The organism is Variovorax sp. EL159 (assembly GCF_900100965.1).
In the GTDB taxonomy this organism is placed as follows: Bacteria; Pseudomonadota; Gammaproteobacteria; order Burkholderiales; family Burkholderiaceae_C; genus Variovorax.
On the sequence record NZ_FMUJ01000004.1, the window covers coordinates 752,381 to 777,341 of the forward strand.

Genomic DNA, 24,961 nt, shown 5'->3' on the forward strand with positions numbered 1-24,961 from the left:
CGCTGCGCCGCAAGCCCGTCAGTGAAAGACGGGAATGCGCGCGGCCGTCGGCCGGTAGTGCCAGCCGCGTGCGCGTTGCGCCTCCAGGTCGGGCGTGCGGCGCAGCAGCGCGTCGAGGCCCGCTGCCGCCAGCGTGCAGGCCAGTGCCTGCCCCGGGCAGGCGTGCATGCCGTGGCCGAAGCCGAGCATGCGGCGCTGCGCGCGCACCAGCATGAAGACATCTGGGTCGGGGTTGAACGCCGGGTCGCGGTTGGCCGAGGCCAGCAGCACCAGCACCGTGTCGCCCACGGCCAGTGGCGTTCCCGCGAGCGTGATCGGCTCCGCCACGAAACGGCGTGTGTTCTGCGCCGAAGGGTCGTGCCTCGCGGTTTCTTCCACGATGGCTTGCAGGCCATCGCGCGTGCGCAGGGCCGGGCGCAGCGAGGGTTCGCGCATCACCGCGATGAGGCTGTTGCCCAGCAGGCCCGCCGTGGCATCGCAGGTCTGAGAGAGCAGGCCCACGAGGTTGGCCAGCAGCGAGCGCGACAGCGGTGCGCTGGCAGCGCTTTCCGCCAGCACAGCGGCGAGCAGCGTGCCCTGGCGCGGTGCCGCGCCCGCGGCCAGCGCTTCGAAGCGCGTCAGCAGTTCGGACGCGGCCGCGCTGGCGGCCTGCAACTGTTCCGCGGTCGACAGCGGCGACAGGCAGGCGACGAAGTCGCGCATCCAGCGGTCCACCTGCGGCAGCATCTCGTCGGCAAAGCCGAGCAGGTGAGCGACCGCCTGCAGGGGCATGGAGAAGATCATGTCGGGCAATGGCTGTGCTGGCACGCGCTGCGCCACTTGCGATGCGGCCGCGTGCACGGCGTTCAGGTCGAGCCCGGCCAGTGCGCGTTGCAGCGCGGGCCGGTGGGCCTGGTGGGCCGGGCCTTCGTTCATGCGCACCAGGTGGCCGAAAACTTCGCCGGCCGCACTGCCGACGATGGCGCGCGGCACCGGTTCGGAGAGCGGTCGCACCCGCAGTGCGCCGTGCGCGCCCAGCACCTGTTCGACCACTTCGGCGCGGCTTGCGACCCACAGGCGAAGTCTTTCGTTCCATACCAGCGGTGGGCCATCGCGAAGGCTGGCGTAGTAGGGGTAAGGGTCGGCATGCGTGGCGGCCGCGACCGGGTCGACGGGCAGGTCGGTGGAGGTGGTGCTGGTGGTGTTCATGGCCGCAGTGTGCGATCGAAGCGGCCGCCACACTTCGCCCGCGAACGAAGTGTCGGATGCGCCGGCGCTCTACCATGGGCGCATGGACACGAACACCTCATCCCCTTCTTCATCGAATGCGGACTTCCATCTGGCCCGCCTTGCCGGCGCCATCGCCGAGCCGGCGCGTGCCCGCATGCTGAACTGCCTGATGGACGGCCACGCGCGCACCGCCACCGAGCTGGCCACCGTGGCCGAGGTCGCGGCCTCCACCGCGAGCGCGCACCTCGCGCGGCTGAAGGAAGAGCGGCTGGTCGAGCTGCTGGTGCAGGGCAAGCACCGCTATTTCAGGCTGGCCAACGACGACGTCGCGGCCGCGCTCGAAAGCCTGATGGTGGTGGCCGGCGCACCGCGCGCCGCCGAGTTCAAGCCCAACACGCCGAACCGCCTGCGCAGCGCGCGCACCTGCTACGACCACATGGCCGGCACCGCGGGCGTGGCCCTGCACGACCGGCTGCATGCGCAGGGCTGGCTCAGCGGCCTGCAGAGCGGTTCTTATGAGCTCACGGCCGAAGGTGCGATCGCGCTGGAGAGCCTGGGCGTCGAGGTCGATGCGGTGCGTCGCTCGCGGCGGCGCTTCGCCTGCGCCTGCCTGGACTGGAGCGAGCGCCGCCCGCACCTGGGCGGCGCGCTTGGTGCGGCGTGGCTGCAGTTGTCGCTGCGTCGCGGCTGGGTGCGGCAGGAGCTGGATGGCCGTGCGCTCGCGCTGACGCCGAAGGCCCAGCGCGAGATGCCCGAGCTGTTTGCTTGAACCCGGAGAACCGGAAGAAGGGCGCTCAGGCCTTCAGCTTGAGCAGATAGATCAGCGGGCCGGCCATCGCCGTGTCGAGTTCGAGGAAGCTCTCGAAGTCCTTGCCCGCCATCCAGTACGGGTCCCAGTTGTTGCGCTTGATGGTCTTCACCCACAGGTCGTGCGTGGTGGCGCGGCGCACCGCGTCGAGCAGCACGGCCTTGCGGTAGGGCGGCACCTTCTTGCCGGTCATCACGCCGCGCCAGTTGGCAAGGTCGGCATCGACCCCCTGTTCGCGCACCGAGGTGATGCCCTGGAACGGCTGCTTCGACGACACGCCGATGGCGCGCAGCCTGCCGCTGGCCAGGCTGTCGCTGAACTCGCTGTAGCCCGAGATGCCGGCCGCCGCCTTGCCGGTTTCGAGCGCCTCGACCACCTGCGCGCCGCCCGGATGCGCCTGGTAGGCCAGGGTTGAAGAGGCGCCCGCCACGCGCGCGAGCATGCCGGCGTACATGTGGTCGACACCGCCGGCCGAGCCGCCCGCGATGACCGTGTTGGCGGCATCGGCGCGCAGTTGCGCGATCAGGTCCTTGGGGGTCTTGATGGGCGAGTCGGCCTTGACCGCCACCACTTCGTAGTCGCTGGTCAGGCGCGCCACGGGCGAGACCTGGGCCATGGTCACGGCGGGCTTCTGCAGCGCCACTGCACCGACCATCACCATGCCGCTCACGAGCAGGGCTTCGGGGTCGGCATCGTATTTTTCGACGTACTTGGCCAAGCCGATGGTGCCGCCCTTGCCGCCGATGTTCTCGTACACCACGTTGCCCACCGCGCCAGAAGCCAGCAGGGCGGCGCCGAGGGCGCGGCCGGTCTGGTCCCAGCCGCCGCCTTCGTTGGCGGGAATGACGATGCGAAGCTTGCTGCTCAGCGGTGCGTCGGCTGCCCTGGCGGCGCCGGGCCACAGCGCGGCGTGCCCCGCGCCGGCAGCGGCGGCCGATGCCGCGATCCATGCCGAGAAACTGCGGCGGGAGAGAGGTGCGGACGTCGACTGGGGCATCTTGTTTCCGGTTGTCTGTGGGGAAACTGAATGATGTCCGCGAAATATGCGAATCGTTCCCGCAGGCGGGCAGGGACAAACCCCGATGGACGCCCGCCGGCCGGGAACACGTTTCTTACTGGAACGCCACTTCGGCAAAGCTGCGAAGTTTGCGGCTGTGCAGCCGTGTCGAGCCCTCTTCGCGCAGGATGTCGATGGCCCGCATGCCGATGCGCAGGTGCTGCTCGACGCGCTCGCGATAGAAGTGATTGGCCATGCCGGGCAGCTTGATCTCGCCGTGCAGCGGCTTGTCGCTCACGCACAGCAGGGTGCCGTAGGGCACGCGAAAACGGAAGCCGTTGGCCGCGATGGTCGCGCTTTCCATGTCGAGCGCCACCGCGCGGCTCTGGCTGAAGCGGCGCTGCGGCTGGTTGCCGGGCAGCAGCTCCCAGTTGCGGTTGTCGGTGCTCGCCACGGTGCCGGTGCGCATGATCTTCTTGAGGTCGGGGCCTTCGTAGCGCGTGATGTCGGCCACGGCTTTTTCGAGCGCGAGCTGGATCTCGGACAGCGCGGGGATCGGCACCCACAGCGGCAGTTCTTCGTCGAGCACGTGGTCTTCGCGCACGTAGGCGTGGGCCAGCACGTAGTCGCCCAGTTGCTGCGTGTTGCGCAGGCCGGCGCAGTGGCCCAGCATCATCCAGGCGTGCGGGCGCAGCACGGCGATGTGGTCGGTGATGGTCTTGGCATTGGCCGGGCCGACGCCGATGTTGACCATGGTGGTGCCACTGCAGTCTTCGCGCACCAGGTGATAGGCGGGCATCTGCGGCAGGCGCGGCGGTGCGGTGCCCTGGCTGCCGTCGAGCAGATGGGCGTAGCTGGTACTGGCGCTCGCCGCCAGGCCGCGCCGGCGCGTGACCACGTTGCCGGGCTCGATGAAGGCCACGTACTCGCTGTTCTCGTCGGCCATGGCCTCGTGGCCTAGGCGCACGAACTCGTCGATGTAGAACTGGTAGTTGGTGAACAGCACGAAGTTCTGGAACCACTCGGGCGCGGTGCCGGTGTAGTGGCGCAGGCGGTGCAGCGAGTAGTCGACGCGCGCGGCCGTGAACAGCGACAGCGGCTGCGCCTCGCCGTCGCGGGCCTCGAAAGTGCCGTTGGCGATGCCGTCGTCCATCACGCCCAGGTCGGGCAGGTCGAACACGTCGCGCATGAGGGCGCGGCGCTCGGCGCTCATGGTGCCTTCGATGTGGTCGTTCTCGGCAAACGAGAAGTGGATCGGAATGGGCTGCGTGCTGGTGCCCACCTCCAGCTCGACCTGGTGGTTTTCGAGCAGCAGGCGGAACTGGTCGAGGTAGTAGCGCGAGAACAGGTCGGGCCGCGTCAGTGTGGTCTCGTAGCGGCCCGGCCCGGCCACGAAGCCGTAGCTCAAGCCCGCGTTGGCCGGCGGCGTGTGGCGCGAAACCGTGTGCGTGTGCACCCGCACGAAGGGGTAGCAGGCGCGCACCCGGCCGGGCAGCGCCTCGCCGGCGACAAAGCGCAGCATCGACTCACGCAGGTGGGCAAGCCCGCCCTGGTAGATGGCCTTGACCTGTTCGAGGGCGGCGGCGGCATCGGTGAAGCGGGCGGGGGCGACGAAGGTGGGCATGTAGGGCATGCCGGCATTGTGCAATGCGGTCGTGGCTGCTGCCTGACCGCGCGGCGGCGGTTCAGGCCCCCGGGGTTCAGGCCCGGTTCAGGCCAGCAGGCAGGCCAGCACCTTGGCGAGCATGTCGTTCACGTCGGTGGCCTGCACCGCGCCCGGCAGCTCGATGTCGCCATGCATCACGAACACCGGCTTGCCCCACTTCAGGCCCAGCGCCATTTCAGACAGCGTGCCCATGTTGCCGCCGATGGCGATCAGGCAAACGCCGCTGCGCGCGACGATGGCATTGCGCATCTCGCCCATGCCGGTGGGAATGGCCACGCTGAGCCATTCGTTGGCGTTGCGGTCGTCGTCTTCGGGCAGGATGCCCACGGCAATGCCGCCTGCCTCGGTGGCGCCGCGCGAGGCCGCGGCCATCACGCCGCCGCGTCCGCCGCAGATCACCGCCATGCCCGCGCCGGCCAGCGCATGCGCCACCGCGTACGCGGCTTCGCATTCGGCCGGGCCGCCGTCGCCGGGGCCGATCACGGCCACCGGCTGGCGATGCCGCGCCGGGCCCCATTGCTTCTGCGCCAGGCGCGTCAGCGCCTCAGTGACCGGCGCCGACAGCACCGCGCTCGCGCCTTCGCGTAACGACATCGCCCACTCCCATCACGATCACACACACCACCATCAGCACCAGCGACAAGGCCGCTGCCACCGCGAAATCGGAACCGCCATCGCCCACCTGCGCGAGCAGCATCAGCGGCAGGATGTTGAGCTGCGTGCCCACCAGCGCCAGCGCCGTGCCGTAGGTGCCCATCGCAATCGCGGCCACCATGCAGGCGTTCGACAGCACCGAGGGCATCACCTCGGGCACCACCGTGTCCCAGAAGGCGCGCGCCTTCGACGCCCCCAGCGTGCGCGCCGCCTGCGCCGGGCGCAGGTCGAGATTCGCGAACACCGGGTACAGCGACAGCGCCACGCGCGGGATCAGGTAGTAGGCATAGGCAAAGCCCAGGCCCGACACGCTGTAGATCCAGCTGCCGATCACGGCCGGGTCGGCGCCCAGCCCCGCGAGCAACTGCGTCACGAAGCCCGCGCGCCCGAAGGCCAGGATGAAGCCGTAGGCAATCACCAGCCCCGAGAAAGCCAGCGGCAGGCCCAGCAAGGTCATCATCCATTGGCGCCGGCCTTCGGGCTGGCGCGCGAGTTCGATGGCGATGCAGGTGCCCACCAGCGCCGAGATCGCGCCCGCCGCCAGGCCCAGGCCCAGCGTGTTGCGCAGCGCGCCCAGGAACAGCGGGTTGCCGAACAGCCGCCCGAAGGCGCTGCCGCCCTCGCCAAAGGCCTCGGGCAGCAGCGCCGCCAGCGGCACCGCGAAGAACAGCGCCATGAAGGCCCATGCAGGCCAGGCGCCAAAGCGTCGCATCACGTTCCTTCGGGCCTTCTTACTTGCCCAATGCGGCTTGCGCCCAGAGCTTGTCGACCTCGGCCTTGCGCTCCGAGGCCTTCACCACGTCGAGCGGCTTGATCTGCGGCGCGGCCGGCATCTTGGCGGCAATGTCGGCCGACAGCGGCGTGCCCGGCACGGCCGGCCGCACGAAGCCCTGCGCGAACAGCGACTGGCCTGCCTCGCTCATGATGAAGTTGAGCCACAGCTTGCCGGCGTTCGGGTTGGGGCCGTTCTTCACGAGGCTGATGGCGTAGGGCGCAGCCACGCTGGCTTCCTTCGGGATCACCACTTCCACCGCGTCGCCCATGCCGTCGACGTGCTTGGCCTTCAGGCCGTCGTTCTCGTAGCTGATCCACACCGGGATCTCGCCCTTCAGGAACTTGGCGTACGGCGTGGTGCCTTCCACGCGCAGTACGTTGCCGGCCGCATGCAGCTTGCCCAGGTAGTCGGTGCCGGGCTGCACGTTGTCGACGCTGCCGCCGTTGGCGTACGCCGCGGCAAAGGTCAGCACCTGGCCGATGCCGGTGGAGCGCGGATCGAGGTACACCACCGTGCTCTTGAACTCGGGCTTGAGCAGGTCGGCCCAGCCGGTCGGCACGTTCTTCACCAGCTTCTTGTTGACCAGGAAGGCGATGTTGAGCGTGTGGATGGTGAACCAGCGGCCCTCGGCCTCGCGGAACACGGGCGGCAGCTTGTCGAAGTTGACGGGCTTGAAGGGCGCGACCACGTCCTTCTTCGCGGCGTCGACGGCCGAGGCGGCGAAGTAGTAGGCGGTGTCGGCCTGCGGGCGGCGCTTGGTCTTTTCGAGCGACACCACGGTGGCGGCCGAGCCGATGTCGTTGTAGGTCAGCTCGATCTCGGGGTAGCGCTTCTTGAAGGTGGCGAACAGCGACTTCCAGTTGGCCCATTCGGGGCCGGTGTCGAAGGACACGCACAGGCCTTCTTTTTGCGCCTCTGCGTACAGCGCCTTCTCGCCTGCATACAGCTCGGGGCCGTCGAAGGCGAAGGCGGTGCGGGCCGCGAGCGTGGCCAATGACAGCACGGGCAATGCGCCGGCGGCCTGGATCAGATGTCTGCGTTGCATGGTGGCTCCTCGATGGAATGGGGCGGTAGTGAAGGCGATGGGCTCAGTGGTCGAGCAGGCGGATGTGTTCGGGCGCAATGCCGATGGCCTCGGCGGCCGGCGCGGGCGATTCGGCAAGAAAGGGCTTGCTGGCGCCGGCCACTTCGAAGTCGTAGCGCGTGAGCGCGCCCAGGTAGCGCTGCGCGCCCGTGCGGCCGGGCAGGCGGTTTGCGCTGTCAGGCGCCGGATCGGGCTGGATGTGCTCGGGCCGCACCAGCACCTGCACCGGCGTGCCGAAGGTGCGGTTGCCGGTGTCGGCGAAGAGTTCGGCAAAGCCCATGTCGAGCCGGCCCGGCGACGACACCTTGCCCGGCAGGATGGTCGAGAGCCCGACGAACTCGGCCACCGCGCGGCTCGCGGGGTTCTCGTAGATCTCGCGCGGCGTGGCGATCTGCAGCAGCCGGCCGTCCTTGAGCATGGCCACGCGGTCGGCCATCACCAGCGCTTCTTCCTGGTCGTGCGTGACCAGCAGCGTGGTGGCATTGAAGCGTTGCTGGATCGAACGGATCTGGTCTCGCAGGTGGCCGCGCACGCTGGCGTCGAGCGCCGACAGCGGCTCGTCGAGCAGCAGCGCACGCGGGTCGATGGCCAGCGCACGTGCCAGGGCCACGCGCTGCTGCTGGCCGCCCGAGAGCTGCGCGATGGCGCGCTGCGCGTAGTCGCCCAGCCCCACGATGTCGAGCAGCTCTTGCGCACGCTGGCGCCGCGCGGCCGTATCGACCTTGCGCAGCTTCAGGCCGTAGGCCACGTTGTCCAGCACGCTCAGGTGCGGAAACAGCGCATAGCTCTGGAACACCATGCCGATGTGGCGCTGGTGCACCGGCGTGCGCGACATGTCCACGCCGTCGAGCGCGATGCGGCCGGTGTGGCCCGTCTCCAGGCCCGACACCAGCTTCAGCAGCGTCGACTTGCCCGAGCCGCTCGGCCCGATCACCGCCACCAGTTCGCCGGTGCGCACGTCGAGCGACACGTCGTGCAGGCCGTGCGTGCTGCCGGGATAGTTGTAGCTGACGTTGTCGAGAAGGAGGCTCATGGCGGATTACGCGCGTTGCTTCACGAGGGAAGAAGAAAGAAGGGCCGACGCGCTCGCCAGCACCAGCAGGATCACCGTGGCCGCGCAGGCAAAGCCCGTTGCGCCATAGAAGGCCTGCAGCAGCACCACCGGATAGGTGCGGTTCTGGAAGCTCGTGAGCAGGTTCGACACGCCGAACTCGCCCACCGAAATGGCGGCCACCATCACCAGCCCGCTGATCAGGCTCTGGCGCAGGCTGGGCAGCACGATGCCGGTGAACTGCTGCCAGCCCGAGGCACCGAGCGTGGCGGCCGCCTGTTCGAGCCGGCCCAGGTCGAGGTGGCGCAGGTCGGCCAGCAGCGTGTTCGTGAGGTAGGGCAACGTGAGGATCGCGTGCGCCGCGATCAGCAGCGGCATCGAGCCCAGCCACGGCGCGATGTCGGTGTTGAACACGATCATGTAGCCGAAGGCCATGGTGATCGGCGGCACCGCCACCGGCGTGGCGCTCACGATGCGCGCCGCCAGGCTGCCGCCGCGCCGCGCGCCGTGGTACAGCGCATAGGACAGCGGCAGCGCCAGCACGGTGTTGATGGCGCAGGCCGACATGGCCACCACCAGGCTGTTGACGAAAGCCTTGCGGAAAGACGGGTCGAGCCAGAGGTCGACATACCACTGGCCCGTGATGCCCGTGGGCAGCAGCGTGTTGGTCCAGTTGCCGCCCACGCTGCCGACCAGCAGCAGGGCGATGGGCAGCAGCAGGTACAGGCCGTAGATGAGCGAGATGCCGCGAACCAAGGTTGTCTCCAGTGTCATGGACACCCGGCATACTTTCCGGATGCGCTACTGTCTGCGCCAGGCGTGCCGCAGCGTTCCCCGAATTCTAGGAAGCCGATGAGTACCTATGGGTGAAAGTTGGATGACGACGCTTGAGCAATTGGAAAATGTTTTTCACCGAGGTTTCATCAACCGGAGCCATGCATGAAGCGTGACTGCCCCACCATCCAGGAGCTGCTGGCCTTCGACGCGGTGGCGCGCCACGAGAGCATCACCCTTGCTGCCGGTGCCCTGTGCATCACCGTGAGCGCGGTGAGCAAGCAGATCGCGGGGCTCGAAGCTTTCCTCGGCCGCGAGCTGCTGCAGAAGAACGGCCGCGGCGTGCAGCTCACGCCGCAAGGGCGCGTGTACTGGCAGAAGATTTCGGGCGGCCTGCGCGCCATCGAGACCGCGACCTTCGAGGCGCGCTCGGGCGATGCCGGTGCCGGCCTGCTCACGCTGGCGAGCGTGCCCACCTTCCTGACCAAATGGCTCATTCCGCGCCTGCCGGCCTTCAGCCAGAAGAGCCGCCACGTGATGCTGAGCTTCAGCCGGCACCTGGAGCCGAGCGACGGCATTCCGGCCGGTGTCGATGCGGCGATTCGCTACGGCCCCGACGGCTGGCCGGGCGTGGTGTCCGAATACATCGCGGGGCGCGAGTTCGTGCTGATCGTGGCGCGCTCGCTGGTCGAGGGGCGCCACCGCATCGTGCAGCCGGCCGACGTGGTGGGCCACACGCTGCTGCATCACGAAGGCGCGCCCACGGCCTGGCGGCAATGGGCCGCGCAGCACGGCGTGCCCGAGGTGCAGACCGTGGCCGGCCCGCGCTTTGCGCAGTATTCGGCGCTGATCCAGGCGGCGCTCAACGGGCTGGGCATCGGGCTCGTGCCCAAGCTGCTGGTGCAGGAAGAGCTTGCCGAAGGCTCGCTGCTGAGCCCCTGCGGCACGCCGGTGAGCGTGAACCAGGGCCACTACCTCTGCTACCGGCCCGACCGCCTCGACCTGCCCGCCTTCGCGGCGTTTCGCGAATGGCTGCTCGAAGAGGGCGTGGCGTCGCGCGGGGCGGAAGCATGACGCATGAAAGGCATGAAGTGCGTGTCTTCGCTAACCTCTGCAACCGCAGAGGAACAACCAAGGAAGTGAATCGATGAAAGTCGCAGTGATGGGTGCCGGCGCGGTCGGCTGCTACTACGGCGCCATGCTGGCGCGCGCGGGCCACGAGGTGGTGCTGATCGGGCGGCCTTCGCATGTCGAAGCCGTTCGGGCGCACGGCCTGCGGCTGGAGACGAAGGCATTCGACGAACACGTGCGGCTCGGCGCGAGCACCGAGGTCAGCGCGGTAAAGGGCGCCGACCTCGTGCTGTTCTGCGTGAAGTCCACCGACACCGAATCGGCCGCGGCGCAGATCGCGCCGCACCTGTCGGCCGATGCGCAGGTGCTCACGCTGCAGAACGGCGTCGACAACGACGCCCGCGTGCGCGCCGTGCTGCCGTCGAACGAAGTGGCCGCCGCCGTGGTCTATGTGGCGACCGAGATGGCCGGCCCCGGCCATGTCAGGCACCACGGCCGCGGCGAACTGGTGATCGCGCCCTCGCGCGCCAGCGAGCAGGTGGCGCAGCACCTGATCGCGGCCGGCGTGCCCACGCAGATTTCAGACAACGTGCGCGGCTCGCTCTGGGCCAAGCTGATCCTCAACTGCGCCTACAACGCGCTGTCGGCGGTCTCGCAGCTGCCCTATGGCGAACTGGTGCAGGGCGTTGGCGTGACCGACGTGATCCGCGACGTGGTGGCCGAATGCATCGCCGTGGCCAAGGCCGAGGGCGTCGTCATTCCGGGCGACACCGACGCCGCCGTGCGCGGCATCGCGCAGTCGATGCCTTCGCAATACTCATCGACCGCGCAAGACCTCGCACGCGGCAAGCCCAGCGAGATCGATCACCTCAACGGGCTGGTCGTGCGGCGCGGCGAGGCGCTCGGCGTGCCCACGCCGGCCAACCGCGTGCTGTTCGTGATGGTGAAGCTGCTCGAAGGCAAGCAGCAGAAGGTGCACGCCTAGCCGGGCATCGGTTCGCGCATCGTCACGAACTCTTCGGCGGCGGTCGGGTGGATGCCGATGGTGCTGTCGAAGATCGCCTTCGTCGCGCCCGCGCGCATCGCCACCGCAAAGCCCTGCACCACTTCGCCTGCGTCCGCGCCCACCATGTGCAGGCCGACCACGCGGTCGCTTTTCTTGTCCACCACCAGCTTCATGAAAGTGCGCTCGCTGCGGCCCGACAGTGTGTGGCGCAGCGACTTGAACTCGCTGGAGAACACCGTCACCTCGCCGAACTTCGCGCGCGCATCGATCTCGCTGTAGCCGCAGGTGCCGATGTTCGGATGCGTGAAAACGGCCGTCGGAATGAACTCGTAGTCGAGGTGGCGCTTGCCCTTGCCGAAGAGTTCGTCGACCACCACCATCGCTTCGGCCAGTGCCACCGGTGTGAGCTGCACGCGGGTCGACACGTCGCCCACCGCGTAGATCGACGGCACCGAGGTGCGGTAGTGCGCATCGACGGCGATCGCGCCCTTGTCGTCGAGCTTCACGCCTGCTGCTTCGAGGCCCAGGCCCTGGGTGTTCGGCACGCGGCCGGTGGCGAAGAGCACCGTGTCGGCCTCGATCTGCTGGCCGCGCCCGAGCGTGACGGTCAACCCGTGCGGGCCACGCGAGATCGACGAGGCCTCGCAGTTGAGCCGCAGGTCGACACCCGCCTTGTCCATCTCCTTCGCGAGAAAGTGGCGCACGTCGTCGTCGAAGCCGGTGAGCAGGTGCGCGCGGCGATGCAGCTGCGTCACCTGGGCGCCGAGGCTGTTGAAGATCGATGCGAATTCGCAGGCGATGTAGCCGCCGCCCACCACCAGCAGGCGCTTGGGAAACGGGTCGAGGTCGAACATCGCGTCGGAGGTCACGATGTGCTCGCGGCCCGGAATGTCGGGCACGAAGGGCGTGCCGCCGGTGGCCACCAGCAGGTGGCGCGCGGTGTGGCGCTGGCCGCCGATCTCGACCGTGTGGCCATCGACCAGTTGTGCCCATCCGGTGATCAGTGTGACGCCCGAGTTCTTCAGCAGCGAGGCATAGATGCCGTTGAGCCGCGTGATCTCTTTCGCGCGTTGCGTCTTGAGGTGTGCCCAGTCGAAGCGCGGGGCTTCGGGAAGCGTCCAGCCATAGCCCGCCGCTTCCTCGAAGGATTCGGCATAGCCCGCTGCGTAGCTGTAGAGCTTCTTCGGGATGCAGCCCACGTTGACGCAGGTGCCGCCCAGCTCGGCGGCCTCGGCCAGGCCCACGCGGGCGCCGGTCTGCGCCGCCATGCGCGCGGCGCGAACGCCACCGCTGCCGCCGCCGATGACGAAAAGATCGAAGTCGAATGTGCGCATGAAAAGCTCCTTGAGCGCCGACTCTAGCGGCCGCCCGAAGGCAGCGCTCCGGGCGGGGCTTGCGCAGTAAGCCGCACTCCCCAAGGGCTATCGACGGCACGTGCTTGACCCTGAAGCTGCTTCAGGGATTCCACTTGCGTCAGGCCCTGCGGGAATCCATCGCCACCGGCGACGTTGCCGCAGTCCTTCATCAGCAAGAACGGGAGAAGCACATGGGCATGTTGGAAAGACTCTTCGGTGGACACGGCGGCGGACGGCATGGCGGCGGTGGCGGCCATCATGGTTCCTCCGGTGGTTACGGCGGCTACGGAAACGGCGCGCCGCCACCGAACAACAACAACGGCGGCGGTGGTGCCATCGCATGCCCGGCCTGCCGCACGGCCAACGCGCCCGGCGCGCGCTTCTGCCAGCAATGCGGCACGTCGATGCTGCCGGCCGCATGCGTCAAGTGCGGCACCACGATGCAGGCCGGCGCGAAGTTCTGCGGCCAGTGCGGCCAGTCGTCGGAGGCTGCGTCGCGCGGCTGACAGCGCAGGGGAAACCCGGCACTTGCCGCGAGCGAGAATCCGCGCTCGTCGGCAATGAGGGACTCCCCATGAAGAATGACCGCACCGCGCATCCAGCGGGCAAGGCACAAGATCGAGGCAATGCAGGAGCGATGAAGGCGCTGGGCCGGGTTTCAGTCCTGGCGCTTTGCGCAATGGCTGCCGCACCTGCACCGGCCAGCGCCCAGCTCGCGCGCAAGCCGTCTTACTACCAGCAGCAGAACCAGCCCCAGCCCGAGGGCCCCGCCGCGCAACTGGTGCCACGACCGGCCGTGCCGTCGTCGCTCCCCGCGCTGCGCAGCCAGGGCGACTTCGATACGCTGGCGCGCGTCTACGACGCCGGCACGCCGATGCAACTGGCCCACGTGCTCTTCGTGATCGATCGGCAGGCCAAGCCGGCGCGCATGTACTACATCGACACGCCGCGCTACCAGCTGCATGTGCGCTTTCTGCGCGACACCCGGCTCACGCCCAACACCATCAAGCGCGAGATCGACCGCAACTACCTCGTGCCCGACCGGCGCTTCTTGTTCGGCACGCTGAGCTGGCAGCAGAACATCGGCACCTTCACCTACGAATTCTGGGAAGGCGACCGGCTCACCGCGCCGCTGCTGCGGCAGGCCGATGCGCAGATCAAGGCCAGCTTCTTCGGCCCCGTGAAGTTCAAGACCAACTCCACGCTGCACGAGCGCGTCGCGAAAGAAACCGGGCTCGACTACGTGAGCCAGGAGGCGCTGATCCGCGAGCAGCCCTACATGCCGATGAACCTCGGCACCGCCACCGGCCGCGTGCGCATCGTGGACGAAGCCGCGAGCGCCAACGCACTGAACGCGCTGCTGCCCGACGACATCGCCGTGCTGCGCCAGGTGCCGATCGGCCTGCCGCCCGTGGCGGGCGTGCTGACCGAGCGGCCATCGACCGCGCTGTCGCACGTCAACCTGCTCGCCAAGGGCTGGGGCATTCCCAACGCCTACGTGCGCGACGCCGCGACCGTGCTGAAGGAGCACGCGGGCCAGTGGGTGGCGCTCAAGGTCGCGGCCTCCGGCTACCAGGTGCGACGGCTCACGCCCGAAGAAATCGCCGCGCTGCCGCCGCGCGCCGTGCGCACCGCATCCACCGGCGCCACGCCCGGCGGCGCGAAAGCCATCAAGCCCGACCTGCGCGAAACCCGCCTGCTGCCACTCGCCTCGCTGCGCGCGCGCAACAGCGCGCAATGCGGCACCAAGGCCGCGAACCTCGGCGCCATGCAGGCCGCGCACATTCCCGGCACATCCGTGCCCGACGGCTTCTGCATTCCCTTCGCGCACTACGACCACTTCATGCGCAGCAACGGCCTGGCCGATCGCATCGCGCGCATGCAGCAGCAACCCGGCTTCGCGAGCGACCCGCAGCTGCGGCAGAAGGCACTGGCGCAACTGCGCGACGAGATCGTGCAATGGCCGGTCGATGCAGCCACCGCGGCGGCATGGCGCGCCGCATGGCAGGCACAGCTGGGCGGCGGCGGCGTGTTCGTGCGCAGCTCGTCCAACTCCGAAGACCTGCCCGGCTTCAGCGGCGCGGGGCTGTACACCACCATGCCCAACGTCAAGACCGGCGACGCACTCGAAGTCGCGGTGAAGAAGGTCTGGGCCTCCGTGTTCAACCCCGAAGCCTGGGAGGCGCGCAGCGCCGCAGGCTTCGGCGCCGAGTCGGTACTGATGGGCGTCTTCGTGCAGACAGCCATCGACTCGACCAACGCCGGCGTGATGATCACCCGCGACCCCTTCGACGCGGGGCATCCGCACGTGACCTACATCTCGGCCAAGCGCGGCATCGGCATCCGCGTGGTCGAAGGCAAGCGCGTGGCGGAGCAGGTGATGTACTCGAGCTGGTCGAAGGCCATCCAGGTGCTGAGCCGCTCGGCAGAAGAAACTTCGCTGCAGCTCGACAAGGATGGCGGCGTGAAGGAAGTGCCAGTGGAAGCCGGCCGCAATGTGCTGACCGATGAACTGGTGGTGCGGCTCGCCAATGTGGGTGCGGCAGTGAAGCGCACATTCAACGCGGTCGATCAGGACATCGAATGGGCGACGGTGGGCGACAAGATCGTGCTGCTGCAGGCGCGGCCGTATGTGGAGCGGCGGCGCTGATCGGGCACTCTCCCCAGCAGATACTGCGGCCGCCACAGCGGGCATCACGACAAACAGGGTTTCACGAACCGGTGAAAAATTCCGCCATCCGGCGGGTGGCGCACAAGACAACGGCAGCCACAGCGCTGGCCCCATCCTATTGATTGAAGGACGCAAAAAGATGAACGCAACGACTGAAGACAAAGGCTACGCGGGCGACGTCACGCCCGAGCAGGCTGCACAGTGGCTGGCAAGCGGCGAGGCCGTGATGGTCGACGTGCGCACCGACGCCGAGCGCGAGTGGGTCGGCTTCGTGCCGGGCGCCGTGCCGCTGGCGTGGAAGCAATGGCCCGGCATGGCGCTGAACCCGACCTTCGACGACGGCGTGCGCGCCGCGGGCGAGGGCGGCAAGAAGCTCGTGCTGCTGTGCCGCAGCGGTGTGCGCTCCATTGCTGCTGCCAAGCGCGCGACTGAACTGGGTCTGGTGGCCTACAACATCCTCGAAGGCTTCGAGGGGAACCCGGATGCGGACGGTCATCGCGGGCTGCTTGGCGGCTGGCGCAAGCGCGGGCTGCCCTGGAAGCAGAACTAGAAGGGACTGTTCGGGGCGGCGCTCGCGCCGACGGGGTGCCTTGCTCCGCGAATGTCCCCCGGCCTGCGGCCTCCTCCTTTATTTCGCTGCGCAAGGCACCCCGCCAGCGCGAGCGTTGGGCAGTGCAGTCGTTGATCGGCGAGCACAAAGACAGCGCTCACTGTGCGCGGGGCACCGGGTGCTCCCCGCAGCGAAATAAAGGAGGAGCGAAGCGGGGGACATTCGCGGAGGGGAGTACCCGGTGTCCTGTGCACGCGCCCCGAACGACCCCAACAACAACGAGCCACCGAAAAGAAAACAGGCCCACCGATTCCTCGGAAGGCCTGTAGGTTGGCTAATCAGCAGGTGTAAGTTCAAAGGAGGAATCCGCAGCTTCTGCCCCGGATAGATCTTGTCCGGGCTCGTCAGCATCGGCTTGTTCGCCTCGAAGATCGCGTTGTACTTGTTGGCATCGCCGTAGTACTTCTTCGAGATGGCCGACAGCGTGTCGCCTCTCACCACGTCGTGGTACTGCGCAGGCGGCGCGGCGGGTGCGACGAGGTTGTTGTCCACGCTCGTGACGTTGGCCACGTTGCCCGCCGCCAGCGAAGCCTTCTCGCTGGCTTCCTGCGAGGGTGCCTGGCCTGCGAGCGTGACCACGCCGGTGCTTGCAACGTAGGTCACCTCAAGGCCGGTGAGCCCGAGGTTCTGCGTTTCGATGTAGGTCTTGATGGCGGCTGCGGCCGCTGCGTTCGCGTCCGTGTCCGGCGTGGCGGCCTGCGCCGACGATCCGCCGAACAGTTTTTCACCGGCTTCCTTGATGAAACTCAGCAATCCCATGGTTTTCTCCTTGTGCCGTGGTGGATGGAATTTGCGAATGTAGTGGCCGAGCGCGGTGGGCCGGCGTAGGTCCATGCCGCGTGTGTCAAGGACGTGCCAGCAGGAATAACAACAAAGTCGCAATAATCCGGCGCATGGCATCCCCCTTCCTCGCAATCGACATCGGCAACACCCGCCTCAAATGGGCGCTCTACGACGGAGCCCATCCCGGCGCCACGTTGCAGGCGCAGGGTGCGGAATTTCTCGATCACATCGAACGGCTCGCCGATGGCCCCTGGGCTGACTTGCCCGCGCCCGGCTCCATGCTGGGCTGCGTGGTGGCCGGCGACACCCTGCGGCGCCGCGCCGAAGACCAGATCGTCGAGCGCTTCGATTGCACGCCGCGCTGGGTGGTGTCGAGCGCGGGCGAGGCCGGCATCGTGAACGGCTACGACCATCCGACGCGCCTGGGTGCCGACCGCTTCGTGGCGATGATCGGCGCGCGCCACCGCATGCTCGCGCAAGGGCCGGCGCGGCCGATGGTGGTGGTGCTGATCGGCACGGCCGTCACGGTCGAGGCGATCGATGCCAGCGGCAAGTTTCTCGGCGGCCTCATCCTGCCGGGCCACGGCATCATGCTGCGCGCATTGGAGTCGGGCACGGCGGGCCTGCACGTACCCACCGGCGAGGTGCGCGAATTTCCCACCAACACCAGCGATGCGCTGACCAGCGGCGGCACCTATGCCATTGCGGGTGCGGTCGAGCGCATGGTGCAGCACGTGCGTTCGCACTGCGGCGCCGAGCCGGCCTGCTACATGACCGGCGGCGCGGGCTGGAAGATGGCGCCCGTCATGAACGGGCACTTCGAGCTGGTCGAGAGCCTCATCATGGATGGGCTGCTGGTGATTGCCCGCGAGCGGGCCAAGCCCTGAGCCGCAAGGAAGGCCCAGGGACGCATCAGCGCATCAACGCCTCGGCCATCGCCTGGAACGCAGGCAAGGTCAGCGGGTCGTTGCCACCGTTGGCCGCGATCGGATGCGAGGCATAGCGCACGATCACCATTTCGGCCTTCGGGTCCACATAGATGCTCTGGCCGTGGATGCCGCGCGCCATGTAGGCGCCGTGCGGGTTGTTCGTGATCCACCACATGTCGCGGTACGACCAGCCCGGCAGCAGCGCATAGCCCGCCTTGACGAACTTGGCCGGGTCGCCGCCGCGGCGGATGTCTTCCACCACCGCCTTCGGAATCGCCTGCTGCCCGTTGGACGCGCGCCCGTCGTTGCGCATGGTCTCGCCGAAGCGCGCCAGGTCGCGCAGCACGGTGTTCAGGCCGCCGCCGCCCGACTCGGTGCCGATGCGGTCGACCATGAAGTAGGCGTCCTGCTCGGCGCCGATGCGGCGCCAGATCTTCTCGCTCAGCAGGTCGGCCAGTGACTGGCCGCTCGCGCGGCGCACGATCCAGGCGAGCACCTCGGCGTTGACGGTCTTGTAGGCGAAGGCATCGCCGTGCTCGCCTTCCTTCTTCAGCGTGACGAGGAATTCATAGAACGACTTCGGGCCGGTGTAGTTCTGGCCCTGGGTGAGCATGCCGCCGGCGCGCGCGTAGTCCCAGATCTCGGCCTTCGGGTCGGCGTAGTTCTCGGAGTAGTGCACGCCGACCGTCATGTCCATCACCTGGCGCACGGTGGCGTCGCCGTACGCCGTGTCTTTCATCTCGGGCAGGTACTTGGTGACCGGCGCGGCCGGGTCCAGCTTGCCTTCATCCGCGAGGATGGCCGCCAGCGTGCCCACGAAGGACTTGGTGACCGACATCGCGATGTGCGGCCGCTCGGGCGACAGTGCGCCGAAGTACTTCTCGTAGAGCACCTTGCCGCGGTGCATCACCAGGATGCCGTCGGTGTAGGTGCCGGAGATCATCTGGGCGAAGTTCATCGTCGCGTCGCCGGTGCTTCCCAGCGGCTTGAAGGTGACCTTCTCGATGTCGAAGCGCGGTGCGGCCGATGGCAGCGGGCTGGCCGCGCCGGGGCCGCGCCACACGTTTGCGGTGGGCACCGTCTCGCGGATGTGCGAGAAGCTCCATCGCGTGCGCGGAAACACGCCGCCCGCCGGGTTGTCGAAGGTGATGAGCTTGTCGGGTGCGGGCGGAAAGCCCTTCATCCAGCCCATGGCCTCGACCGAGGTGGCCACGGGGTCGGGCAGCGCGGCGGGCGCGGGCGTCTGGGCGTTGGAGGTGTTCACGGCAAGCAGGGTGAAGGCGGCGGCAAGCGCCGTGCGTGCAAAAAAGGTCATGGTGATTTTTGGGGAGGTGTTCATCGACATCGCATCAACGGCCGCTGAAGCGCGCGGGACGGCGCTCGACAAAAGAGCGCACGCCTTCGGCCGCGTCCTCGCTGTTCGACAGCCGCTTCTGTGTGTCGATGAACTCCGACACGGCCGCGAGCGGCCCCTGCTCGACGGCCTTGATGACGTTGAGCCGCGTGGCCACCACGGCCAGCGGTGCCTGCGCCGCGATGCGCTGCGCAATGGCCAGTGCCGCGTCGAGCTCCTGCCCGGCCGGCACCACCTTCTGCACGAAGTTCAGGCGGTACGCCTCGGCGCTGTCGAACTCGTCGGCTGTCAGCAGATGCAGCATCGCGTTGCCCACGCCCGCGCGCTCGGCCATGCGCAGCGTGGCGCCGCCCGTGGCCATGATGCCGCGCTGCACTTCCATCTGCGAGAAGCGGCAGTTGTCGGCCGCCACCACGATGTCGGCGCCCAGCATGAGTTCGATGCCGACCGTGAAGCAGATGCCCTTGACGGCCACCACCATCGGCTTGGTGCGGCGGCGGTAGCCGGGCAGGCCGAAGTCGTGCGGCTCCACCAGCCCGGCGGGAATCGCCTTCTCGCCGCGCTTCATGTATTCGGTCACCGCCGGCAGGTCCAGGCCCGCCGTGAAGTGGTCGCCGAAGGCATGCAGCACGCCCACGCGCAGGTTCGGGTCGTCATCCAGGCGGGTGTAGGCCTCGGCCAGTTGCTTGAACATCGGCGGCGTCCAGCCGTTGCGCTTGGCCGGGCGGTTGATGCCGATCAGCAGCACGTGGTCGAGCACCTGGGTGTCGATGCAGCCTTCTGCCGGTGGGGTGGTGGGGGTCGCAGTCATCGGTCTTGTCTCCGTGTTGTTGTTGCGATGGCGCCGCGGCTCAGTACGTGTAGACGCCGCGGCCCGTCTTGCGACCGAGTTGGCCGGCGGCCACCATTTCCTTCAGCAGCGGGCAGGGGCGGTACTTCGAATCGCCGAACTGCTCCAGGTACACCTCCATCACGGCCAGACACACATCCAGGCCGATCATGTCGGCCAGCGCCAGCGGGCCGATGGGCTGGTTGCAGCCCAGCTTCATGCCGGCGTCGATGTCTTCGGCCGTGGCAATGCCTTCGGACAGCACGAAGAAAGCCTCGTTGATCATCGGCACCAGGATGCGGTTGACCACGAAGCCCGGCGCGTTCTTCACCGTGATCGGCGACTTGCCCAGGGTCTCGGCCAGTGCCTTCACCGCGTCGTGCGTGGCGTCGCTCGTGAGGTAGCCGCGGATCAGTTCCACCAGCGCCATCATCGGCACCGGGTTGAAGAAGTGCATGCCGATGAAGCGGTCGGGGCGCGAGGTGGCGGCCGCGAGCTGGGTGATCGAGATCGACGAAGTGTTCGATGCAATGATGACTTCGGGTGCCAGCATGTCGTCGACCTGCTTGAGGATCTTGAGCTTGAGCGCGTGGTTCTCGGTGGCGGCCTCGATGACCAGTTGCGCGCTCTTCAGGTCGTCGTAGTTGGTCGAGCCCTTGATGAGCGCCAGCGCGGCGGTCTTCTGCTCGGCCGTGAGCTTTTCTTTCTTGATCAGGCGGTCGAGGCTGCCCGACACCGTGGCCAGGCCCTTGTCGACGGCCGCCTGGGCGATGTCGACCATCACCACCTTCACGCCGGCCACCGCGCAGGCCTGCGCGATGCCGTTGCCCATTGTTCCGGCTCCGATGATGCCGACGGTCTGGATAGCCATGAGAAAACTCCTTGAGAGAAAACAAAAAAAGAATGCGGGGAGCGGGTGGCGCGCAAGGCCGCCACCGCGGCAGGACATCGATTGTGGATCAGCCCCGCCGGGGCGCCGTTGCCGCGTGCGACACGGGTGGCTTACAGTGCGGCGGTTGCTTTTTCTTCCCCCTTTTCCGACTTCGATCATGACCACCCTCGGCACCCCTCTTTCCCCCTCCGCCACCCGCGTGATGCTTCTCGGCTCCGGTGAGCTCGGCAAGGAGGTGCTGATCGCCCTGCAGCGCCTGGGCGTGGAGACCATCGCGGTCGACCGCTACGAGAACGCCCCCGGCCAGCAGGTGGCCCACCACGCGCGCACCATCACCATGAGCGACCCCGAGGCGCTCAAGGCACTCATCGAGGCCGAGAAGCCCACGCTGGTGGTGCCCGAGATCGAGGCCATCGCCACGCCGATGCTGCAGCAGCTCGAAGACGCGGGCGTGGTGCGCGTCATTCCCACGGCCCGCGCCGCGCGCCTCACGATGGACCGCGAAGGCATTCGCCGCCTGGCCGCCGAAACGCTGGGCGTGCCCACCAGCCCCTACAAGTTCTGCGACTCGCTGGCCGAGCTGCAAGCGGCCATCGACGAAGGCATCGGCTACCCCTGCATCGTCAAGCCGGTGATGAGCAGCTCCGGCAAGGGCCAGAGCAAGATCGACGGCCCCGCCGACGTGCAGAAGGCCTGGGACTACGCCATGGCCGGCGGCCGCGTGAGCCACGGCCGTGTGATCGTCGAGGGCTTCATCGACTTCGACTACGAGATCACGCTGCTCACCGTGCGCGCCAAGGATGCGGCCGGCGCGGTGGAAACGAAGTTCTGCGACCCCATCGGCCACGTGCAGGTGAGCGGCGACTATGTGGAAAGCTGGCAGCCGCATCCCATGGCACCGGCCGCGCTGCAGAAGGCGCAGCAGATCGCGCAGGCCGTCACGGCCGACCTGGGTGGGCAGGGCCTGTTCGGCGTCGAGCTGTTCGTGAAGGGCGACGAGGTCTGGTTCAGCGAAGTCAGCCCGCGCCCGCACGACACCGGCATGGTCACCATGGCCACGCAGTGGCAGAACGAGTTTGAGCTGCATGCGCGCGCCATCCTCGGCCTGCCGGTCGACACCTCGCTCAAGAGCCCTGGCGCCAGCGCGGTGATCTACGGCGGCGTCGATGCCACCGGCATCGCCTTCGACGGCGTGGCCGAGGCGCTGCAGGTGCCCGGCAGCGACATCCGCCTGTTCGGCAAGCCCGAGAGCTTCGTCAAGCGCCGCATGGGCGTGGCGCTGGTGCATGCGGCCGACACCGATACGGCCCGCAAGCTCGCCAAGGAGGCAGCCTCGCGCGTCAAACCGCGTAGATAAGGCTCGCCCCCAGGCTTCGCGCACTTCGTGTCGCTTCTCCAACCCCCTACCGGGGGCGACACCGGTGGCCCGGCAAAGCCGGTTCCACGGTGTCCCTGGATTTGGCCGCGCCGGTCTCATGCGTCGTGGGTGGTGCAGCCTCTGCGACAGATGTAGCCAGTTTCCGCAAGCCGCGCGTCGGGGCACGCGTGCATGGTGCGGGCTCCTGCCAGAACGCCGGTGGATGCGGGTGCATGCGGGTGCATGCGGATACCGCGCATGTGCGATGCACTCCACACTGGGCGTTTGCTCGATCCACCGGAGACACCATGCTGCATCCCCAGGCGCGCGCCTTGCTCGACTTCATCGAGGCGCGCGGCATCCCGCCGACGCACACCCTGTCGCCCGCCGATGCGCGGACCTTCTACCGCGAGCGGCGCACCGCCACGCAGCCGCCGGCCGCTGAAGTCGCCGAAGTGCGCGACCTGGCGGCGGACGGGCCGCACGGCACCATCCCGGTGCGCCTGTACCGGCCACTCGGCTCGGGCGCGGGTCCGCTGCCGGTGCTGGTGTACTACCACGGCGGCGGTTGGGTCATCGGTGATCTCGACACGCACGACGTGCTGTGCCGCGAGTTGGCCAACGGTGCTGGCTGCGCGGTGGTCGCGGTCGACTACCGCATGGGCCCCGAGCACCGCTTTCCCGCCGCCTTCGACGACGTGCTGGCCGCCACCCGCTGGGTGCGCCGCGAGGCCGCGACGCTGGGGCTCGATGCGAGCCGCCTCGCCGTAGGCGGCGACAGCGCCGGTGGCAACCTCGCGGCCGTGGTGTCGATCGCCGCGCGCGATGCGGGCGACTTGCCCATCGCCTTCCAGCTGCTGATCTACCCGGCCACCGACATGCGCCGCGTGCACCCCTCGCACCAGAGCAACGGGCAGGGCTATCTGCTGACCAGCGACACCATCAAGTACTTCCACGACCACTACATCACCGACCCGAAGCACGACCTCGACTGGCGCGCTTCGCCGCTGCTGCACCCCGACCTGTCGAAGCTGCCGCCGGCGCTGGTGATCACCGCCGGCTACGACCCGCTGCGCGATGAAGGGCTGGCCTACGCAGAGGCGCTGACCGCCGCCGGCAACCGCGCGATGTACGTCTGCTTCGAGCGGCAGATCCATGGCTTCGTGCCCATGGGCAAGGTGCTCGATGAGGCCAACACCGCCGTTGCGCTTTGCGCCACAGAGTTGCGGCGCGCGTTTGCGTCGGCCTAGGGAAAGTCCCCGCGCAAATGGGTGCCGCGCAGCCGGCTCGCGCCGCTACGATCCAGCGAACGCGACGCCACCCCCCGGTTGGCAGTTGAACGATGCAGGAGACAAACACCATGCAGCGAACAAGGACGGCGCCGCCTCACAGCGGCGACGCACGGCAGGGCGAGCGCCTGATGTGGCTGGTGCCGCAGCGCGTGTTCTACGCCGGGCTGCTCGGCGCGGCCGCCGAGCGCACCATGGGTGGCCACGGCGTGTACGTGTCGCCCACCGGCGCGCCGCCGAACCGCATCCGCATCGGTGGCGGGGCATGGCAATCGGGCGAACTGATCGTGGTGCCGCCGCACGTGCCGCACCATGTCGAGAGCGCGTGCCCGCTGATCTTCAACCTGCTGATCGAATCCGAATCGGTCGACCCCGGGCGCATGCCCGCCTTCATGCAGCACTGCGGGCCGGTCGACGCGCCCGAGTTCGCGCAGCGCGTGCGCGATGCCCATGCACAACTGCTCGCCGCCTCGGGCCGCATGCTGAGCTTCGACGGGTTCGATTTCGACACGGTATTCTTCGGCCAGGCGCTTGCACCGCGCACGCTCGATGCGCGCATCCGCAAGGTCATCGACGCCATCAACGCCGACCCGGCTGCACCCACCTCGGCCGAAGACTGCGCGGCTTCGGTGAACCTCTCGTTCTCGCGCTTCCTGCACCTGTTCAAGCAAGAAACCGGAATGGCGTTCCGCGCCTTCAGGGCGTGGAAGCGCGCGCGCAGCCTGCTGCGCTACGTGCACCAGAGCGCCACGCTGACCGACATCGCGCTGGACACCGGCTACCCCGATTCGACGCACTTCAGCCATTCGATCCGCCAGGTCTACGGCCTCAAGCCCAGCGACATCGTGGCCGGCTCGCGCCGCCTCGCGCTACACGACGCGGCCGGTGGCTTTCGGCAGTAAGCGCGCAGGGGCCCCATGCAGATCCTCCAACTCCTGCTGTCGGGCATTGCACAAGGTTGCATCTACGGCCTGATCGCACTGGGCTTCGTGCTGATCTACAAGGCCACCGAAACGGTGAGCTTTGCGCAGGGCGACCTGATGATGCTCGGCGCCTTCGGCGCGTTCGCGGGCATGTCGCTCTTCGGCATGCCGTTCTGGCTCGCGGCCATCCTTGCGGTGGTGGCAATGGCGGCCTTCGGCGTGCTGCTGGAACTGGTGGTGATCCGCCCGATCCTGGGGCAGCCGCAGTTCTCGATCGTGATGCTCACCATCGGCATCGCGTACGTGGCGCGCGGCATCATCACGATGGTGCCGGGCATCGGCACCGAGACCCACACGCTGGCCGTGCCCTACAAGGACCAGATCTGGAAGCTGGGCGAACTGGTGGTCAACCTCGAGCAGCTGGCGATCATCATCGCCACGGCCGTTCTTTGCGCGCTGCTGTTCGCGATGTTCCGCTACAGCAAGCTCGGTATCGCGATGCAGGCCTCGTCGCAGAACCAGCTCGCGGCCTACTACATGGGCATTCCGGTGAAAAGGCTCAACGGGCTGGTGTGGGGGCTGGCGGCGGCCGTCGCGGCCATTGCCGGCATGCTGCTCGCGCCCATCACCTTCGTGCACGCGAACATGGGCTTCATCGGGCTCAAGGCCTTTCCGGCCGCGGTGGTGGGTGGCTTCGGCAGCCTGCCGGGTGCGATCGTCGGCGGGCTCGTCATCGGCATCGTCGAGTCGTTCGCGGGCTTCTACCTGCCCGATGGTTTCAAGGACACGGCGCCGTACATCGTGGTGCTGCTGATGCTCATGATCAAGCCCAACGGATTGTTCGGCGAGAAGCTGCGCAAGAAGGTGTAAGTCC

General features: G+C 68.2%; 23 protein-coding genes and 1 pseudogene. 11 read left to right on the top strand and 13 right to left on the bottom strand.

The features are described from left to right. Nucleotides 1–18: 18 nt before the first annotated feature. On the bottom strand, nucleotides 19–1,188 hold the full coding sequence (locus tag BLQ28_RS20710; protein WP_093243252.1) for a cytochrome P450: 1,170 nt from the start codon (nucleotides 1,186–1,188) through the stop codon (nucleotides 19–21). Between the two features lie 82 nt (nucleotides 1,189–1,270). Between BLQ28_RS20710 and BLQ28_RS20715 the strand changes: the two genes are divergently transcribed. Next, nucleotides 1,271–1,978, top strand: a complete 708-nt coding sequence (locus BLQ28_RS20715; RefSeq protein ID WP_093243492.1) for an ArsR/SmtB family transcription factor — start codon at nucleotides 1,271–1,273, stop codon at nucleotides 1,976–1,978. A 25-nt stretch (nucleotides 1,979–2,003) separates the two neighbouring features. Here the strand turns inward: BLQ28_RS20715 and BLQ28_RS20720 are convergent, their stop codons facing one another. From BLQ28_RS20720 to BLQ28_RS20750, 7 genes are all read right to left on the bottom strand, one after another. After that, the gene (locus BLQ28_RS20720) at nucleotides 2,004–3,014 is read right to left on the bottom strand and encodes a Bug family tripartite tricarboxylate transporter substrate binding protein (protein WP_176801172.1); all 1,011 of its coding nucleotides are present in this window, start codon (nucleotides 3,012–3,014) and stop codon (nucleotides 2,004–2,006) included. A gap of 115 nt (nucleotides 3,015–3,129) precedes the next feature. After that, on the bottom strand, nucleotides 3,130–4,647 hold the full coding sequence (locus tag BLQ28_RS20725) for an AMP nucleosidase (protein WP_093243496.1): 1,518 nt from the start codon (nucleotides 4,645–4,647) through the stop codon (nucleotides 3,130–3,132). 78 nt (nucleotides 4,648–4,725) lie between these two features. Further along, nucleotides 4,726–5,274: a TIGR00725 family protein gene (locus BLQ28_RS20730; RefSeq protein ID WP_093243255.1), complete on the bottom strand. Its 549-nt coding sequence runs from the start codon at nucleotides 5,272–5,274 to the stop codon at nucleotides 4,726–4,728. After that, nucleotides 5,225–6,046 carry an ABC transporter permease gene (locus BLQ28_RS20735; RefSeq protein WP_093243257.1) on the bottom strand — a complete coding sequence of 274 codons (822 nt, stop codon included), beginning with the start codon at nucleotides 6,044–6,046 and terminating at the stop codon, nucleotides 5,225–5,227. The genes BLQ28_RS20730 and BLQ28_RS20735 overlap by 50 nt, the downstream gene beginning before the upstream one ends. Nucleotides 6,047–6,065: 19 nt before the next feature. Continuing rightward, a complete protein-coding gene (locus BLQ28_RS20740; RefSeq protein ID WP_093243259.1) occupies nucleotides 6,066–7,154 on the bottom strand; it encodes an extracellular solute-binding protein in 1,089 nt (362 codons plus the stop codon). Between the two features lie 43 nt (nucleotides 7,155–7,197). Further along, nucleotides 7,198–8,226 carry an ABC transporter ATP-binding protein gene (locus tag BLQ28_RS20745; protein WP_093243261.1) on the bottom strand — a complete coding sequence of 343 codons (1,029 nt, stop codon included), beginning with the start codon at nucleotides 8,224–8,226 and terminating at the stop codon, nucleotides 7,198–7,200. A 6-nt stretch (nucleotides 8,227–8,232) separates the two neighbouring features. Further along, entirely contained in the window at nucleotides 8,233–9,018 is a 786-nt protein-coding gene (locus BLQ28_RS20750; protein WP_093243299.1) for an ABC transporter permease, read from the bottom strand. Between the two features lie 165 nt (nucleotides 9,019–9,183). Here BLQ28_RS20750 and BLQ28_RS20755 point away from each other — a divergent pair, with 165 nt between their 5' ends. Together BLQ28_RS20755 and BLQ28_RS20760 are read left to right on the top strand one after the other, a co-directional pair. Further along, entirely contained in the window at nucleotides 9,184–10,092 is a 909-nt protein-coding gene (locus tag BLQ28_RS20755; protein WP_093243301.1) for a LysR substrate-binding domain-containing protein, read from the top strand. Nucleotides 10,093–10,165: 73 nt separating this feature from the next. Then, entirely contained in the window at nucleotides 10,166–11,074 is a 909-nt protein-coding gene (locus BLQ28_RS20760; RefSeq protein ID WP_093243303.1) for a ketopantoate reductase family protein, read from the top strand. Here the strand turns inward: BLQ28_RS20760 and gorA are convergent. After that, nucleotides 11,071–12,429, bottom strand: a complete 1,359-nt coding sequence (gorA, locus tag BLQ28_RS20765) for a glutathione-disulfide reductase (RefSeq protein ID WP_093243305.1) — start codon at nucleotides 12,427–12,429, stop codon at nucleotides 11,071–11,073. The genes BLQ28_RS20760 and gorA overlap by 4 nt on opposite strands. A 218-nt stretch (nucleotides 12,430–12,647) precedes the next feature. Here gorA and BLQ28_RS20770 point away from each other — a divergent pair, with 218 nt between their 5' ends. The 3 genes from BLQ28_RS20770 (at nucleotide 12,648) to BLQ28_RS20780 (ending at nucleotide 15,671) form a co-directional block, all read left to right on the top strand. Then, on the top strand, nucleotides 12,648–12,956 hold the full coding sequence (locus BLQ28_RS20770; RefSeq protein ID WP_371126693.1) for a zinc ribbon domain-containing protein: 309 nt from the start codon (nucleotides 12,648–12,650) through the stop codon (nucleotides 12,954–12,956). 131 nt (nucleotides 12,957–13,087) lie between these two features. Continuing rightward, on the top strand, nucleotides 13,088–15,100 hold the full coding sequence (locus BLQ28_RS20775) for a PEP/pyruvate-binding domain-containing protein (RefSeq protein WP_371126699.1): 2,013 nt from the start codon (nucleotides 13,088–13,090) through the stop codon (nucleotides 15,098–15,100). A gap of 160 nt (nucleotides 15,101–15,260) precedes the next feature. After that, nucleotides 15,261–15,671, top strand: coding sequence for a rhodanese-like domain-containing protein (locus BLQ28_RS20780; protein WP_093243312.1), 411 nt, complete (start codon nucleotides 15,261–15,263; stop codon nucleotides 15,669–15,671). A gap of 354 nt (nucleotides 15,672–16,025) precedes the next feature. Here BLQ28_RS20780 and lysM read toward each other — a convergent pair. Continuing rightward, nucleotides 16,026–16,490 (bottom strand): annotated as a pseudogene (gene lysM, locus BLQ28_RS20785) (peptidoglycan-binding protein LysM); the annotation flags it as partial. Nucleotides 16,491–16,624: 134 nt separating this feature from the next. On the opposite strand from lysM, the gene BLQ28_RS20790 reads away from it, so the two are divergent. Beyond that, nucleotides 16,625–17,401 carry a type III pantothenate kinase gene (locus BLQ28_RS20790; protein WP_093243314.1) on the top strand — a complete coding sequence of 259 codons (777 nt, stop codon included), beginning with the start codon at nucleotides 16,625–16,627 and terminating at the stop codon, nucleotides 17,399–17,401. A 25-nt stretch (nucleotides 17,402–17,426) separates the two neighbouring features. Here the strand turns inward: BLQ28_RS20790 and BLQ28_RS20795 are convergent, their stop codons facing one another. The 3 genes from BLQ28_RS20795 to BLQ28_RS20805 are packed head-to-tail and all read right to left on the bottom strand — an operon-like array spanning nucleotide 17,427 to nucleotide 20,497. Next, a complete protein-coding gene (locus BLQ28_RS20795; RefSeq protein WP_093243316.1) occupies nucleotides 17,427–18,758 on the bottom strand; it encodes a serine hydrolase domain-containing protein in 1,332 nt (443 codons plus the stop codon). Nucleotides 18,759–18,792: 34 nt separating this feature from the next. After that, complete coding sequence (locus tag BLQ28_RS20800; protein WP_093243318.1) at nucleotides 18,793–19,608, bottom strand: crotonase/enoyl-CoA hydratase family protein; 816 nt, start codon at nucleotides 19,606–19,608, stop codon at nucleotides 18,793–18,795. Nucleotides 19,609–19,648: 40 nt separating this feature from the next. Next, the gene (locus tag BLQ28_RS20805) at nucleotides 19,649–20,497 is read right to left on the bottom strand and encodes a 3-hydroxybutyryl-CoA dehydrogenase (RefSeq protein ID WP_093243320.1); all 849 of its coding nucleotides are present in this window, start codon (nucleotides 20,495–20,497) and stop codon (nucleotides 19,649–19,651) included. 178 nt (nucleotides 20,498–20,675) lie between these two features. On the opposite strand from BLQ28_RS20805, the gene purT reads away from it, so the two are divergent. The 4 genes from purT (at nucleotide 20,676) to BLQ28_RS20825 (ending at nucleotide 24,957) form a co-directional block, all read left to right on the top strand. Continuing rightward, nucleotides 20,676–21,875 carry a formate-dependent phosphoribosylglycinamide formyltransferase gene (gene purT / locus BLQ28_RS20810; protein WP_093243322.1) on the top strand — a complete coding sequence of 400 codons (1,200 nt, stop codon included), beginning with the start codon at nucleotides 20,676–20,678 and terminating at the stop codon, nucleotides 21,873–21,875. A 308-nt stretch (nucleotides 21,876–22,183) separates the two neighbouring features. Further along, entirely contained in the window at nucleotides 22,184–23,125 is a 942-nt protein-coding gene (locus BLQ28_RS20815) for an alpha/beta hydrolase (RefSeq protein ID WP_093243324.1), read from the top strand. Nucleotides 23,126–23,235: 110 nt separating this feature from the next. Then, on the top strand, nucleotides 23,236–24,066 hold the full coding sequence (locus BLQ28_RS20820; RefSeq protein ID WP_093243326.1) for a helix-turn-helix domain-containing protein: 831 nt from the start codon (nucleotides 23,236–23,238) through the stop codon (nucleotides 24,064–24,066). A 15-nt stretch (nucleotides 24,067–24,081) separates the two neighbouring features. Beyond that, complete coding sequence (locus tag BLQ28_RS20825) at nucleotides 24,082–24,957, top strand: branched-chain amino acid ABC transporter permease (protein ID WP_093243328.1); 876 nt, start codon at nucleotides 24,082–24,084, stop codon at nucleotides 24,955–24,957. Nucleotides 24,958–24,961 lie beyond the last annotated feature (4 nt).

What these genes read in the sequence shown, in the direction of transcription:
- BLQ28_RS20800 (WP_093243318.1), bottom strand. Translation starts at nt 19,608, where the DNA reads ATGACTGCGACCCCCACCACCCCACCGGCAGAAGGCTGCATCGACACC.
- BLQ28_RS20815 (WP_093243324.1), top strand. Translation starts at nt 22,184, where the DNA reads ATGCTGCATCCCCAGGCGCGCGCCTTGCTCGACTTCATCGAGGCGCGC.
- BLQ28_RS20790 (WP_093243314.1), top strand. Translation starts at nt 16,625, where the DNA reads ATGGCATCCCCCTTCCTCGCAATCGACATCGGCAACACCCGCCTCAAA.
- BLQ28_RS20725 (WP_093243496.1), bottom strand. Translation starts at nt 4,647, where the DNA reads ATGCCCTACATGCCCACCTTCGTCGCCCCCGCCCGCTTCACCGATGCC.
- BLQ28_RS20750 (WP_093243299.1), bottom strand. Translation starts at nt 9,018, where the DNA reads ATGACACTGGAGACAACCTTGGTTCGCGGCATCTCGCTCATCTACGGC.
- BLQ28_RS20780 (WP_093243312.1), top strand. Translation starts at nt 15,261, where the DNA reads ATGAACGCAACGACTGAAGACAAAGGCTACGCGGGCGACGTCACGCCC.
- BLQ28_RS20755 (WP_093243301.1), top strand. Translation starts at nt 9,184, where the DNA reads ATGAAGCGTGACTGCCCCACCATCCAGGAGCTGCTGGCCTTCGACGCG.
- BLQ28_RS20710 (WP_093243252.1), bottom strand. Translation starts at nt 1,188, where the DNA reads ATGAACACCACCAGCACCACCTCCACCGACCTGCCCGTCGACCCGGTC.
- BLQ28_RS20735 (WP_093243257.1), bottom strand. Translation starts at nt 6,046, where the DNA reads ATGCGACGCTTTGGCGCCTGGCCTGCATGGGCCTTCATGGCGCTGTTC.
- BLQ28_RS20820 (WP_093243326.1), top strand. Translation starts at nt 23,236, where the DNA reads ATGCAGCGAACAAGGACGGCGCCGCCTCACAGCGGCGACGCACGGCAG.
- BLQ28_RS20825 (WP_093243328.1), top strand. Translation starts at nt 24,082, where the DNA reads ATGCAGATCCTCCAACTCCTGCTGTCGGGCATTGCACAAGGTTGCATC.
- BLQ28_RS20720 (WP_176801172.1), bottom strand. Translation starts at nt 3,014, where the DNA reads ATGCCCCAGTCGACGTCCGCACCTCTCTCCCGCCGCAGTTTCTCGGCA.
- BLQ28_RS20770 (WP_371126693.1), top strand. Translation starts at nt 12,648, where the DNA reads ATGTTGGAAAGACTCTTCGGTGGACACGGCGGCGGACGGCATGGCGGC.
- gorA (WP_093243305.1), bottom strand. Translation starts at nt 12,429, where the DNA reads ATGCGCACATTCGACTTCGATCTTTTCGTCATCGGCGGCGGCAGCGGT.
- BLQ28_RS20775 (WP_371126699.1), top strand. Translation starts at nt 13,088, where the DNA reads ATGAAGGCGCTGGGCCGGGTTTCAGTCCTGGCGCTTTGCGCAATGGCT.
- BLQ28_RS20740 (WP_093243259.1), bottom strand. Translation starts at nt 7,154, where the DNA reads ATGCAACGCAGACATCTGATCCAGGCCGCCGGCGCATTGCCCGTGCTG.
- purT (WP_093243322.1), top strand. Translation starts at nt 20,676, where the DNA reads ATGACCACCCTCGGCACCCCTCTTTCCCCCTCCGCCACCCGCGTGATG.
- BLQ28_RS20795 (WP_093243316.1), bottom strand. Translation starts at nt 18,758, where the DNA reads ATGACCTTTTTTGCACGCACGGCGCTTGCCGCCGCCTTCACCCTGCTT.
- BLQ28_RS20745 (WP_093243261.1), bottom strand. Translation starts at nt 8,226, where the DNA reads ATGAGCCTCCTTCTCGACAACGTCAGCTACAACTATCCCGGCAGCACG.
- BLQ28_RS20715 (WP_093243492.1), top strand. Translation starts at nt 1,271, where the DNA reads ATGGACACGAACACCTCATCCCCTTCTTCATCGAATGCGGACTTCCAT.
- BLQ28_RS20760 (WP_093243303.1), top strand. Translation starts at nt 10,166, where the DNA reads ATGAAAGTCGCAGTGATGGGTGCCGGCGCGGTCGGCTGCTACTACGGC.
- BLQ28_RS20805 (WP_093243320.1), bottom strand. Translation starts at nt 20,497, where the DNA reads ATGGCTATCCAGACCGTCGGCATCATCGGAGCCGGAACAATGGGCAAC.
- BLQ28_RS20730 (WP_093243255.1), bottom strand. Translation starts at nt 5,274, where the DNA reads ATGTCGTTACGCGAAGGCGCGAGCGCGGTGCTGTCGGCGCCGGTCACT.